Here is a 12833-nt window from a genome sequence, read left to right as displayed (position 1 = left end):
TTGACGCTATATGCGAGAACTCGCTAAAACCAAGCTCCGATCCCCGCCCCAGAGCCCGAGCATGGACCTGCGCCAACTGCGCTACTTCATCGCCCTTACCGAATACCGCAGTTTCGTCCGCGCTGCCGAAGCCATGGGCATCACCCAACCCGCCTTCAGCCGCGCCATCCAGAACCTCGAACAGGCCTTCGGCTGCGCTCTGGTCGATCGCGCCAACAAGTCACTGCGCCCAACTCCCGAGGGGCAGGTGGTACTGCAACACGCCCGTCGCCTGGTGCAAGGCGCGGCGCAGTTGAACAACGAAGTGCTGCAGATGACCAAGCTCGATGCCGGCGAACTGCATTTCGGCAGCGGCCCGGCACTGGCCGTGCGCCTGGTGCCCCAGGCCCTGCAACAGTTCATCGAGCGCCATCCGGGCATCCGCACCGCGCTGCTGGTGGACAACGCCGAACGCCTGGGCCAGGCGCTGCGGCGCGAGCAGATCGAGTTCTTCGTCGATGACGTGCGCACCTTCGAGGCCGACCCGAACTTCCACACCGAACCGCTGACCCCGCGCCCCGGCCTGTTCTTCTGCCGCCCCGGGCACCCATTGCTGGCCAAGGAAAGCTTGTCGACCAACGACTTGTTCGCCTATCCCCTGGCCAGTGCATTGCTGGCGCCGGGCGTGCGCAAGCGCCTGGCCAACCTCAGCGGACGCAGCGACTTCACCCCGCACCTGCAGACCGAGCACCTGGCGGTGCTGCGCAGTGTGGTGCTGGCCAGCGACGCCATCGGCACGGCCAGTGAGGAGGCGGTGGCCGAGGACCTGGCCGCCGGCGATCTGGTGCGCCTGCACTGGCGCAACCTGCCGCCAGGCCTGGAGGTGCTCAGCGTCCGCTGCGGGGTGATCAGCCGCAGCGGCTATCGCCTGTCACCGGCGGCACGGGCGATGATCGACACCCTGGTCAGCCTGGATGCTGCCCCATCGCCCGCAGACGCCGGGCATCGACAATCTCCACCTCGCCATAGCCCAGGCGTACCACGCCGGACTGCTCGAAGCTCTTGAGGATCTGGTTGATGGTCTGGCGCGACAGCGACAGCATCAGCGCCAGCTGTTCCTGGGACACCTGCAGCCGCCACTGGGCGACATCGCGCTCGCCGTAGCCTTCGGCCATCTGCAGTAGGCGCTGTGCCACCCGCGGCGCGGCGGACAGCAGGCTCTGCTGCTCCAGGGCAACGAACACCCAGCGCAACTTGTGGCTCATCAGCAAGGCCAGCTCACGCCAATGCACAGGCTCGCGCGCCAGCCACTCGAGCAGCGGCGCCTGGGGGATCCACAGCAGGCGCGTCGGTCCTTCGGCATAGGCGTCATGGGTACGCGGCTGGCCGTCGAAGAGGCTGATCTCGCCGAACCAGTGGGGCGATTCAACCAACGTCAACAACGCCTCCTTGCCCTCGCTGCTGACCGCGCCGACCCGCATCGCCCCCTCGAGCACCGCATACAGGCCACAGGGCGCATCGCCGCGCTGGAACAGGCACTGCCCCGGCGCCAGCTCGCGCGCACGCCCCTGGGCCAGAAGGCTATCCTGAACGGTAGCGGGCAATTGCCGGAACCACTGGCCATGCAGCAGCTGGGTACGCGGATCGTGCATGGCGCCTCGCAAAACGAACTCTGTCGGCCAGGCGACAGACGACGGTGACTGAACGGGGGCAAGCTGCGCTCACCCCTGATGGAGGAACAACAATGAAAAACCTCGTCGAGCACCTGAGTCAATACGCGACCTACCACCGCGACCCGCGCAATATCGCCACCCACTTCATCGGCATTCCGCTGATCGTGCTGGCCGTGGCCATCCTGCTGTCGCGCCCCGGCTGGGAACTGGCCGGCGTCTGGCTGTCGCCGGCGCTGTTGCTGGCGGGCTGGTCGGTGTGGTTCTACCTGCGCCTGGACCTGCGCTTCGGGCTGGTGATGGGCCTGCTGCTAGGGCTGTGCCTGTGGGCCGGCCAGGCGCTGGCCGTACAGAGCACCGGGCTGTGGCTGAGCGCCGGGCTGGGGGCATTCGTGGTGGGCTGGATCATCCAGTTCGTCGGCCACTGGTACGAAGGGCGCAAGCCAGCGTTCGTCGATGACCTGAGCGGGCTGATCATCGGGCCGCTGTTCGTGGTGGCGGAGCTGGCGTTCATGGCCGGGCTGTGCCCTGAGCTGAAAAAGGACGTGGAGGCCAATGCCGGGCCGGTGGCCATCCGCCACAAGAAAGCCGCGATCTGACCACAAGAGTCAGGGGCCGCCGCACACCCCAACGCGACACAGCCACTCCCGCAGGCTTGTGCAAACCCTGTGGGAGCGGCCTTGTGTCGCGATGGGCTGCACAGCAGCCCCGGCAATTTCTCAAGTCACCTGGGTGCGCGACTCCACCCCCAGCTCATCCCACACCGACTCGGCCAGGTGGAACGTGGCGTTGGCCGCCGGGATCCCGCAGTAGATCGCGCTCTGCATGATCACCTCCTTGATCTCCTCTCGCGTCACGCCATTATTGGCGGCAGCGCGAAGGTGCAGCTTGAGCTCTTCGTTGCGGTTCATGCCGATCAGCATGGCGATGGTGATCAGGCTGCGGGTATGTCGCGACAACCCCGGGCGCGTCCAGATATCGCCCCAGGCATGCCGGGTGATCATCTCCTGGAACTCGCCGTTGAAGTCATTGAGCTTCTCCAGACTGCGGTCGACATGAGCATCGCCCAGTACCGCGCGGCGCACTTGCATGCCCGCCTCGTAGCGTTGTTTCTCGTCCACGGTGTACTCCTCAGCGGCTCGACAGGAAGTCGAGCACACGGGCGCCGAACGGCGCGCCGATTTCGACATTGGACAGGTGCGCCGCCGCAAACTCGGCGTACTCGGCGCCATGGATGCCGGCCTGCATGAAGCGACCATGCTCGGGGGTGGTCACTGCATCTGCAGTGCCGGCGACGATCAGGGTCGGCACCTGGATGTGGGTGAGCTGGTCACGGAAATCGGCATCGCGCACCGCGGCGCAATTGGCCGCGTAGCCCTCCGGTGAAGTCTGCGCCAGCATCTGGCAGATACGCAGGGTGCGTTCCGGCTCGGCGGCGGCGAACGCCGGGGTGAACCAGCGGGCGATGGACGCATCACGCAGTTCGGCCATGGCCTGCCGGCCCCCCGCGAGCACGGTGGCGATGCGGGTGTTCCACACCTCGTCGTTGGCGATCTTCGCTGCGGTGTTGCACAGGGACAGGCTGAGCAAGCGGTTACCCGCATTGATACCCAGCCACTGACCGATCAGGCCGCCCATGGACAGGCCTATGAAGTGGGCCCTCTCGATATCCAGGGCATCGAGCAGGGTCAGCACGTCGCCGCCCAACTGCTCGATGCTGTAGGGCCCCTCGCTGACCAGCGAACCGCCATGCCCCCGGGTATCGTAGCGCAGCACACGGAAATGTTCGGCCCATGCCGGGATCTGCGCATCCCACATGTGCAGGTCGGTGCCCAGCGAATTGGACAGGACCAACACCGGCGCATCGGCCGGGCCGTCGAGTTGGTAATGCATTTCGCCATCGGCCAGTTGCAGGTGCGCCACAGCAGTCTCCTTTCAGGCAGTGAATCGTTGATGTTCGGCCACGGCGCGCGCCACCCAGACGCGGGCCTGGCCAAGGTAATGGGCCGGGTCGAGCAGGCGGTCGAGTTCGTCGGCGGACAGTCCGGCGCTGACCTGTGGCTCGTCGCCCAGCACGGCACGCAAATGGCGCTCCTCGGCCACGGCGCGCTGGCAGCATTGCTCCAGCAGGTGATGGGCACGCTCGCGCCCCAGGCGCTGGGCGAGCACGATACTGACGGCCTCGGCCAGCACCAGGCCCTGGGTCAGATCCAGGTTGCGGCGCATGCGGGCGGCGTCCACCTCCATGCCCTCGGCGATCAGCTGCGCCTGGCGCAGGGCGCCGGAGACCAGGCAACAGATTTCCGGCAGGGTTTCCCATTCGGCGTGCCACAGGCCGAGGCTACGCTCATGCTCCTGGGGCATCGCGGCAAACAATGTCGAGACCAATCCCGGTACCCGGGTGGCAGCACCGATCAGCACCGCCGCGCCCACCGGGTTACGCTTGTGCGGCATGGTCGAGGACCCGCCCTTGCCCGGCGCGGCGGGCTCGAACAGCTCGCCCGCCTCGGTCTGCATCAGCAGGCTGACATCCCGGCCGAACTTCCCCAGGCTGCCGGCGACCAGGCCCAATACCGAGGCAAACTCCACCAGGCGGTCCCGCTGGGTGTGCCACGGCTGTTCGGGCAAGGACAGTTTCAACTGCGCGGCCAGGGCTTCTGCCACCGGCAAGGCCTTGCTGCCCAGTGCCGCCAGGCTGCCCGAAGCGCCGCCAAACTGCAGTACCAGCAGGCGCGGGCGCAGCTCCTTGAGGCGCTGGCGATGACGGGTCAGGGCGCCGAGCACACCGGCCAGTTTCATCCCCAGCGTCACCGGCGTGGCATGCTGCAGCCAGGTACGCCCCACCAGCGGCGTGTCGGCATGTTGCAGGGCCTGACGAGCCAAGGTGTCGGCCAATTTGCCAAGGTCACGGTCGATCAGCGTCAGGGCGTCACGCAGTTGCAGCACCAGGCCGCTGTCCATCGCATCCTGGCTGGTCGCGCCCAAGTGCACGTAGCGCTCGGCCTCGGGCACGCCGCTGGCGACCACCTTGCCCAAGGCCTTGACCAACGGAATCGCCGAGTTGCCAGCGGTGGCGATGGCATCGGCCAAGGCACGCACGTCATAACGCTCGGCCTTGCAGGCCGTCTCGATGGCGGTCACCGCCGTGTGCGGCACTAGACCGGCACCGGCCTCGGCGCGGGCCAAGGCGGCCTCGAAATCGAGCATGCCCTGCAACCGGCCGCGGTCAGAGAAGATCTCGCGCATCGCCGGCGCGGTGAAGTAGGCGTCGAACAGTTGGTTGCTCATGCAACGTCCTTAATGATCGTGATGCAGATACGCCGCCTGCTTGGGCAGGCGCAGGCTGAACAGGAAGGCCACCGCCATCATCGCGGTCACGTACCAGTAGAAGGTGTTCTCCATGCCTAAGGTTTTCAAGCCCAGCGCCACGTATTCGGCCGAGCCGCCAAACACCGCGTTGGCCACCGCGTAGGCCAGCCCCACCCCCAGCGCACGGACCTGCGGCGGGAACATCTCGGCCTTCACCAGGCCGCTGATGGAGGTGTAGAAACTGACGATGCACAGCGCCAGGGTCACCAGCACGAAGGCCATGAACGGACTGCTCACGGTCTTCAGCGCCATCAGCAGCGGCACGGTGAAAATCGTCCCCAGGGCGCCGAACAGGAGCATCGAGTTGCGTCGACCGATACGGTCGGAGAGCATGCCGAACACCGGCTGCAGGATCATGAACAGGAACAGCGCGCCGGTCATGACGTAACTGGCGCTCTTGGCGTTCATGCCGGCGGTGTTGACCAGATACTTCTGCATGTAGGTGGTGAAGGTGTAGAAGATCAGCGAGCCACCGGCGGTGTAGCCCAATACCGTGACAAAGGCGGCGGCATGGTTGCGGAAAAGCCCGCGAATGGTACCGGCCTCCTTGTCCTGGCGGGTCTCGGCACTGCTGGTCTCCTTCAGCGAGCGGCGCAGCATCAGCGAGATCAGCGCGGCGATGGCGCCGACCACGAACGGGATGCGCCAGCCATAAGCACGCAGCTCATCCTCGGTGAGCAGCTGTTGCAGGATCACCACCACCAGCACCGCCAGCAACTGGCCGCCGATCAGGGTGACGTACTGGAACGAAGCGAAGAAGCCGCGCTGACCGCGCAAGGCCACTTCGCTCATGTAGGTGGCGGTGGTGCCGTACTCGCCGCCCACCGACAGGCCCTGGATTAGCCGCGCCAGGAGCAGCAGCGCCGGCGCCCAGGCGCCAATGCTGGCGTAGGTGGGCAGGCAGGCGATGATCAGCGAGCCGCCGCACATCATCAGCACCGAGATCATCAGCGAATTCTTGCGCCCGTGCCGGTCGGCCAGGCGGCCGAAGATCCAGCCACCGATGGGGCGCATCAGAAAGCCCGCGGCGAACACGCCTGCCGTGTTGAGCAACTGCACGGTGGGGTCATCGGAGGGAAAGAAGGCCGGTGCAAAGTAGATCGCGCAGAAGGCGTAGACATAGAAATCGAACCATTCCACCAGGTTGCCCGAGGAGGCGCCGACGATGGCGAAGATCCGCTTGCTGCGTTCTTCGCCGGTGTAATAGCTGGAAGTCATGGTGTTTTTACTCCTGGGAGGTCACTGCAAAGTCTAGACATACCCAGTAACAATCTCGTTCCCTGTCAGACACGGCGCCCTGTAGGAGCGGCCTTTCGCGACACAAGACCGCTCCTACAGGGCGCGCGTCCAACTTCAGACCCGCTCGATGGCCAGTGCCAACCCTTGGCCAACTCCGACGCACATGGTCGCCAACCCCTTGCGCCCACCGCTCCTCTCCAGCTGATGCAACGCCGTCAGCACCAACCGCGCCCCGCTCATCCCCAGCGGATGCCCCAGGGCAATCGCACCGCCGTTAGGGTTGACCTGCGGCGCATCATCCGCCACGCCCAGCTCGCGCAGCACCGCAAGCCCCTGGCTGGCAAACGCCTCGTTGAGCTCGATGACATCGAAATCCGCCACCGCCACACCCAGCCGTTCGGTCAGCTTGCGCACCGCCGGCACCGGGCCGATCCCCATCACCCGTGGCGCCACGCCGGCACTGGCCATGCCCAGCACCCGGGCCCGTGGGGTCAGGCCATGTTTCTTCACCGCATCGGCCGAGGCCAGGATCAGTGCGGCGGCGCCATCGTTGACGCCCGATGCATTACCTGCGGTAACCGTCTTGTCCGGGCCATTGACCGGCTTGAGCCTGTTCAGCGCCTCCAGCGTGGTGTCCGGGCGCAGGTGCTCATCCTGCTCGACCACGGTCTCGCCTTTTTTATGGGCGATACGCACCGGCACGATCTCTTCGGCGAAGTAACCAGCAGCCTGCGCGGCGGCAGCCTTTTGCTGGCTGCGCAGGGCGAAGGCGTCCTGGTCGGCGCGCGACACCTGGTAATCGTCAGCGACGTTGTCGGCGGTCTCGGGCATGGCGTCCACGCCATGTTGCGCCTTCATCAACGGATTGACGAAGCGCCAGCCGATGGTGGTGTCCTCGAGCTTCATGTTGCGCGAGTAGCCGCTTTCGGCTTTTCCCATCACGAACGGCGCACGGGACATCGACTCGACGCCACCGGCGATGGCCAGCTCCATCTCGCCACTGGCGATGGCGCGAAACGCGCTGCCGATGGCGTCCATGCCCGAGGCGCACAGACGATTGAGGGTCACGCCAGGAATGCTCTGCGGCAGGCCGGCCAACAGCAGCGCCATGCGCGCCACGTTACGGTTGTCCTCGCCGGCCTGGTTGGCGCAACCGAGGAACACTTCGTCGAGCAGCTCCCACTGCACCTTCGGATTGCGCTCGACCAGCGCCTTGAGCGGCACCGCCGCCAGGTCGTCGGCGCGCACGCCGGCCAGGGCGCCGCCAAAGCGGCCAATGGGGGTGCGAATGGCGTCGCAGATAAAGACGTCACGCATCAGGCTTCTCCTGCCGTCTGGCCATGGGCGGCGGCGGTGCGCGCTTCGAGGTCGCGCAGGGCGGACAGCTCGACATCGCTGGGTGCCGCGGTCTGCAGCACGTCGTCGGCGAAGCGGATCGCCCAGCCAGTGGCGGCAACGATCTGCTCGCGGGTTACGCCCGGGTGGATCGACGTGACCACGAATTCATGGGTGCCCGCTTCCGGCTCCATGATGCACAGGTCGGTGATGATGCCGACCGGCCCCTCGCCGGGCAGGCCCAGGTGCTTGCGCGAGTCACCACCTTCACCGTGGCCGACCGAGGTGATGAAATCGAGCTTGTCGACGAAGGCGCGTGGCGACTGCTTGAGGATGATCAGCACCTGCTTGGCGGAACCGGCGATCTCCGGCGCACCACCGGCACCTGGCAGGCGAGTCTTCGGCGCGTGGTAGTCGCCGACCACCGTGGTGTTGATATTGCCGAAGCGGTCGACCTGGGCCGCGCCGAGGAAACCGACGTCGATGCGCCCGCCCTGCAGCCAGTAGCGGAAGATCTCGCCGGTCGGCACCACGGTGTCGGCAGTCTCGGCCAGCTCGCCGTCACCGATGGACAGCGGCAACACACTCGGCTTGGCACCGATCGGGCCGGACTCGTAGATCAGCACGACATCGGGCGACGAGGTCAGGCGCGCCAGATTGGCGGCCTTCGACGGCAAGCCGATGCCGACGAAGCACACGGCACCGTTACGCAGGCGGCGGGCCGCCGCGACGGTCATCATTTCGGAAGTGGAATAGCTCATTGCGCGGCCTCCGCGGTGCTGGCCAGCTTGGCCTGGAATTCGGTGAAGTCCCGGGTGCCACGGATGAAGGTGTCGATCCAGGCGGTGAACGACTCGCGGTTGCGGGCGATCGGGTCCCAAGCCTGGTAGAAGCGGTTGTCGCGCTCGTAGTAGCCGTGGGCATAGGACGGGTGGGCGCCGCCGGGCACCAGGCACACCGCGCTGAGCGCCCAGGTCGGCAGCACGCAGGCATTCATCGGCGCATTCAAGTCATCGACGATCTCCTCGACGGTGACGATGCAGCGCTTGGCCGCCAGGGCCGCTTCCTTCTGCACGCCGAGGATGCCCCACAACAGCACGTTGCCCTTGCGGTCGGCCTTCTGCGCGTGGATCACGGTGACGTCCGGACGCACCGACGGCACAGCGGCGAGCACCTCGCCGGTGAACGGGCAGGTGACGCTCTTGATCAGCGGGTTGACCTTCGGCAGGTCGGAGCCGGCGTAGGCACGCAGCACCGCGAACGGCAGGCCGGAGGCGCCGGCGACATAGGCGTTGGCCAGGTCGGCGTGGCTGTGCTCTTCGATCTCGATGGCGTGCGGCCACTGCTTCTCCACCGCGTCGCGCAGGCGATGCAGCGAACCGACGCCGGGATTGCCACCCCAGGAGAAGATCAGCTTGCGCGCGCAACCGGCACCGATCAGCTGGTCGTAGATCAGGTCCGGGGTCATGCGCACCAGGGTCAGGTCGCGCTTGCCCTGGCGGATGATCTCGTGACCGGCCGCCGTCGGGATCAGGTGGGTGAAACCTTCGAGGGCGACGCTGTCGCCGTCCTGGATGAACTGCTTCACGGCCTCGTGAAGCGAGAGGATTGCTGCCATTGGAGACTCCTGGTCAGGTCGAGTCGAGTCAGTGAGCAGCGGGCCATTGCGTCGCTGCGATGGGCCCAGATTACGGAGGCTATCGGGGTGGTTACAATCCGATAATCGCACTTTGGTGCGATTATCGAACAGATTGTTATCTTGCTATTTATGCGCGCCCCTGTCGTCTCAGGTCGCGTCGGCGTGGCTTACCAGCCCCTTGACCACCACCGCCAGGGTGGCCAGCGCCGCCGGCACCAACAGCGCGGTCAGTACCTGCTCGAAAGTCCACCCCAGCCCCAGCAGCGTCGCCCCGCTCCAGGCACCGAGAATCGCGCCGAAGCGACCGATCCCGAGCATCCACGACACCCCAGTGGCGCGCCCCTGGGTCGGGTAGAACCGCGCTGCCAGCGAAGGCATGGCCGACTGCGCGCCGTTCACGCACATGCCGGCGACCAGCACCAGCGTGGCCAGCAAGGTAATGTTGCCCAGGCTCTGCCCCACGGCATAGGCGAAAACACCCGCCAGCAGGTAGAAGATGCCGATCACCTTGTGCGGGTTGAAGCGGTCCATCGCCCAACCCACGGCCACCGCACTGAGCACGCCGCCGAACTGGAACAATGCGCCGATGAAGGCAGCCTGCTCCATGCTCGCGCCGCTGTCACGCATCAGGGTCGGCAGCCAGCTGGTCAGCAGGTAGACGATCACCAGCCCCATGAAGTAGGTCAGCCACAGCAGCACGGTGCCCAGGCCATAAGTGCCCGAGAAGATCACCGCGAACACGTTGCGCGCCGCCACCACTTTGTGCTCAGGCACACTGAAGCTCGCAGCCTGGGCCACCAGGGCCGGGGCAATCGGCGCCAGGGTCCGGCGCACCTTCTCGGTGCCACGATTGCGCACCACCAGGAACCGCGCCGACTCCGGCAACCAGACCAACAACACCAGCGCCAGCAGCAACGGCAGCACCCCGCCGATCACCAGCAGGCTATGCCAGCCGTAGGCCGGGATCAGCTTGGCCGAGATGAAACCACCCCCGGCCATGCCCAGGTTGAAGCCACAGAACATGCTGGTCACCAGCAGCGACTTGAGCCGTTCCGGGGTGTACTCGGAAAGCAAGGTAGTGGCATTGGGCATGCCCGCCCCCAGGCCCAGGCCGGTCAAAAAGCGCAGCACCAGCAACTGGTCGACATTGCTGGCGTAGGCCGAGGCCAGGCTGAAACCGCCGAACACCAGCACCGCCCCCACCAGCACGCCCTTGCGCCCGAAGCGGTCGGCCAACGGCCCGGACCCAAGGGCACCGAACACCATGCCGATCAGCGCGGCGCTCATCACCGGGCCGAGGCTGGCGCGGTCGATGCCCCATTCCTGGGATAGCGCCGGGGCGATGAAGCCCATGGCGGCGGTGTCCAGGCCGTCGAGGAAGACAATCAGGAAGCACAGGATCACCACCCGCCATTGATAGCGAGACAGCGGTTGGTCGTTGATGAGAGACTGGACATCGAGGCAGTTGCCGACAGCGGATTGTGGCTTGTTCATTGTTGTTATCCGGGAGTTGGGCACAGGCAGGCTACCGCGCATCGCTGATACGCAGGAGCAGGAAACGTTGGATACGACGGCCTGGGATCAGCCGGGCAGCAGCACTGCGCGCGGGTGTGGCCGCGACAGCAAAGGGACGGTCTTCATGGGGGGATGCCCTCGGGCCTGTTGTTATTGTCCGGTCGGCGAAGCCGACTCGTGCGACAGACATTAATCAGCAGGCGTGGGTGGCGCAATTCGTCGGGAACGACACTGTGCGTTTATCGAACAGGAAACGGCAGCGCCGCTTCGACCGCTCAGCCCACACGGTATGAAAGCCCGTCTGCCGCCGATGGGGCGCAATGCGCCCCGACGTTGTTCAGCCAAACAACTGGTGACACAGGTCCCGGCTGGCCGCCAGCAGGATCGGCAGGAAACGTTGCTCCAGTTCGCCACGGCTGACCCGACCGACATGGGTGCTCACGTTCAACGCCGCCAGCACCTGCCCGGAGGCGTCATAGATCGGCACGGCAATCGAACGCAACCCCTGCTCCAGTTCCTGGTCGACCACGCACCAACCCTGCTCGCGCACCTGCTGGATGCAGGCGAACAACGATTCAGGGTCGTGCAGTGTACGGCTGGTCCGCGCCTTGAGGTCGGCCCTATCCAGATATTCGTGCAGGCTGGCATCGTCGAGCGCCGCCAAGAGGATGCGCCCCATCGAGGTGCAATAGGCCGGCAACCGCCCACCGACGGACAGGTCGACCGAGATCAACCGTTCGACCGTGGCCGAGCGCGCTATATAAAGAATGTCGTCGCCTTCCAGCGTGGCCATGTTGGCCGCTTCGTGCAGCTGGTCGCTGATCCGGTCGAGGTAGGGCTGTGCCGATACCGCCAACGGCGTCGACGACAGGTAGGCATGGCCAAGGGTCAACACCTTGGGCAACAGCGAATAAGTACGCCCGTCAGTGGTCGCGTAACCCAGCTTCATCAAAGTATGCAGACAACGCCGGACCGCCGCCCGGGGTATTTCCGTGCGGTGGCTGATCTGCGCGATGGTCAGGTGTCGCTTGCGCTCCTGGAACGCCTGGATCACTGCCAGCCCACGGGCCAGGGAAGTCATGAAGTCCGGGTCGCCGGTGAAGGCCTGAATGCGCTTGGCCGCGGACGCCACGATCGGCGGTGCCAGGGCGGGGCTGGTACTGCGCGTGGGCTCGTTTGCTGGCGGCGCGCTGGTTTCTTCGCTCATGGACATGCCTCAAAAAAATCGCTACCTCGTGCGATTATCGAACGAACGGCCGATAATCGCAATTGACCGCCGACACGTTTGCTTATACCTTTCCCCTGCCACATGTGGCTTCTTTGGAGAGACTGGTCAGGTACCCACCGTAGAAGTCCCAGGCAGCGGCCTCGCCTCCTAGCGAGGCCGTTTTCATTTCTGACAGCGAACGGTCAAAGTGGCCCCCTGACAAGTGGAACTTTCAGCACGCCAATCAGGCCAAAACTTTGGCTGGCCAGAATAACTTCCGGTCTATTGTCAATGACGCGTAAAGAACGATAGCCTTCGAATTGACGATTGCTATAATCGGCACTGTTGATTGTCAGTGCTGTATAACGGATCCAATCGATAAACTTTCGTTGCCTTCCTGACGCCAGCCCGCTGCTTGAGCAGTGGTGTGTCGTGTGGTGCACGGCAGGTCGCCCTCCCACGCCCAGTCATTCCAAGTGCAACGATGTGTACGCGCTGCCTGTATGTCCACATTCAGCATGTGTATTTAACGGCCAACGCCCAACTTAAACTATTCAGGTATGACTGTGACGAAAGAAGAACTGCGCGCCGAACTCGAGCGCCAGGCTGAACGTTACAAGGATGTTTACGGTGGTGAAGTCACCACCTATGCCGCACAACCCGACCCGGAACGCAAACCCTGGCGTAAACGTGCCAGCATTCTCGACCAGGCCTTCGCCCAGGAGATCGAGAAGATCGAAAAGGAACTGCGCAGCGACGGCGATTGAAGCTGAGCGATGCTATAGCGCCATCACCCTATGGCGATTGCAGCGAGGTATCCTGGACAAAATTGCTCGATATGAAATGGAATCACACAAATTTCATACAAGCGTTTTAATTG

General features: G+C 65.1%; 13 protein-coding genes. 3 read left to right on the top strand and 10 right to left on the bottom strand.

The window, feature by feature from the left end:
* Nucleotides 1-61 precede the first annotated feature (61 nt).
* A complete protein-coding gene (locus AC25M7_RS09565) occupies nucleotides 62-1045 on the top strand; it encodes a LysR family transcriptional regulator (RefSeq protein WP_028690208.1) in 984 nt (327 codons plus the stop codon).
* Here the strand turns inward: AC25M7_RS09565 and AC25M7_RS09560 are convergent.
* Entirely contained in the window at nucleotides 945-1631 is a 687-nt protein-coding gene (locus AC25M7_RS09560) for a Crp/Fnr family transcriptional regulator (RefSeq protein ID WP_028690209.1), read from the bottom strand. The genes AC25M7_RS09565 and AC25M7_RS09560 overlap by 101 nt on opposite strands.
* 92 nt (nucleotides 1632-1723) lie before the next feature.
* On the opposite strand from AC25M7_RS09560, the gene AC25M7_RS09555 reads away from it, so the two are divergent.
* The gene (locus AC25M7_RS09555; protein WP_486970973.1) at nucleotides 1724-2248 is read left to right on the top strand and encodes an Mpo1 family 2-hydroxy fatty acid dioxygenase; all 525 of its coding nucleotides are present in this window, start codon (nucleotides 1724-1726) and stop codon (nucleotides 2246-2248) included.
* A 120-nt stretch (nucleotides 2249-2368) separates the two neighbouring features.
* Here AC25M7_RS09555 and pcaC read toward each other — a convergent pair whose 3' ends face one another.
* From pcaC to pcaR, 9 genes are all read right to left on the bottom strand, one after another.
* Nucleotides 2369-2770, bottom strand: coding sequence for a 4-carboxymuconolactone decarboxylase (gene pcaC / locus AC25M7_RS09550; RefSeq protein WP_028690211.1), 402 nt, complete (start codon nucleotides 2768-2770; stop codon nucleotides 2369-2371).
* A 10-nt stretch (nucleotides 2771-2780) separates the two neighbouring features.
* On the bottom strand, nucleotides 2781-3572 hold the full coding sequence (gene pcaD, locus AC25M7_RS09545) for a 3-oxoadipate enol-lactonase (RefSeq protein WP_486970972.1): 792 nt from the start codon (nucleotides 3570-3572) through the stop codon (nucleotides 2781-2783).
* Between the two features lie 12 nt (nucleotides 3573-3584).
* Nucleotides 3585-4937 (bottom strand): 3-carboxy-cis,cis-muconate cycloisomerase, encoded by a 1353-nt coding sequence (locus AC25M7_RS09540; protein ID WP_486970971.1) that lies wholly within the window; start codon nucleotides 4935-4937, stop codon nucleotides 3585-3587.
* A gap of 9 nt (nucleotides 4938-4946) precedes the next feature.
* Nucleotides 4947-6236, bottom strand: coding sequence for an MFS family transporter (locus tag AC25M7_RS09535; RefSeq protein ID WP_062364114.1), 1290 nt, complete (start codon nucleotides 6234-6236; stop codon nucleotides 4947-4949).
* A gap of 135 nt (nucleotides 6237-6371) precedes the next feature.
* Nucleotides 6372-7577 (bottom strand): 3-oxoadipyl-CoA thiolase, encoded by a 1206-nt coding sequence (gene pcaF / locus AC25M7_RS09530; protein WP_486971002.1) that lies wholly within the window; start codon nucleotides 7575-7577, stop codon nucleotides 6372-6374.
* A complete protein-coding gene (locus AC25M7_RS09525; RefSeq protein ID WP_028690216.1) occupies nucleotides 7574-8353 on the bottom strand; it encodes a CoA-transferase subunit beta in 780 nt (259 codons plus the stop codon). Before AC25M7_RS09525 ends, pcaF begins: the two co-directional genes overlap by 4 nt.
* Nucleotides 8350-9210, bottom strand: coding sequence for a CoA transferase subunit A (locus AC25M7_RS09520; protein WP_028690217.1), 861 nt, complete (start codon nucleotides 9208-9210; stop codon nucleotides 8350-8352). The genes AC25M7_RS09525 and AC25M7_RS09520 overlap by 4 nt, the downstream gene beginning before the upstream one ends.
* Nucleotides 9211-9378: 168 nt before the next feature.
* The gene (gene pcaK, locus AC25M7_RS09515) at nucleotides 9379-10725 is read right to left on the bottom strand and encodes a 4-hydroxybenzoate transporter PcaK (protein WP_288519650.1); all 1347 of its coding nucleotides are present in this window, start codon (nucleotides 10723-10725) and stop codon (nucleotides 9379-9381) included.
* Between the two features lie 358 nt (nucleotides 10726-11083).
* The gene (gene pcaR / locus AC25M7_RS09510; protein WP_028690220.1) at nucleotides 11084-11953 is read right to left on the bottom strand and encodes a pca regulon transcriptional regulator PcaR; all 870 of its coding nucleotides are present in this window, start codon (nucleotides 11951-11953) and stop codon (nucleotides 11084-11086) included.
* Nucleotides 11954-12519: 566 nt separating this feature from the next.
* Between pcaR and AC25M7_RS09505 the strand changes: the two genes are divergently transcribed.
* Complete coding sequence (locus tag AC25M7_RS09505) at nucleotides 12520-12720, top strand: hypothetical protein (RefSeq protein ID WP_028690221.1); 201 nt, start codon at nucleotides 12520-12522, stop codon at nucleotides 12718-12720.
* The last annotated feature ends 113 nt before the right edge of the window (nucleotides 12721-12833 follow it).

This window comes from Pseudomonas sp. P106(2024) (assembly GCF_057480815.1).
This window is presented reverse-complemented; position numbering and strand designations above follow the sequence as displayed.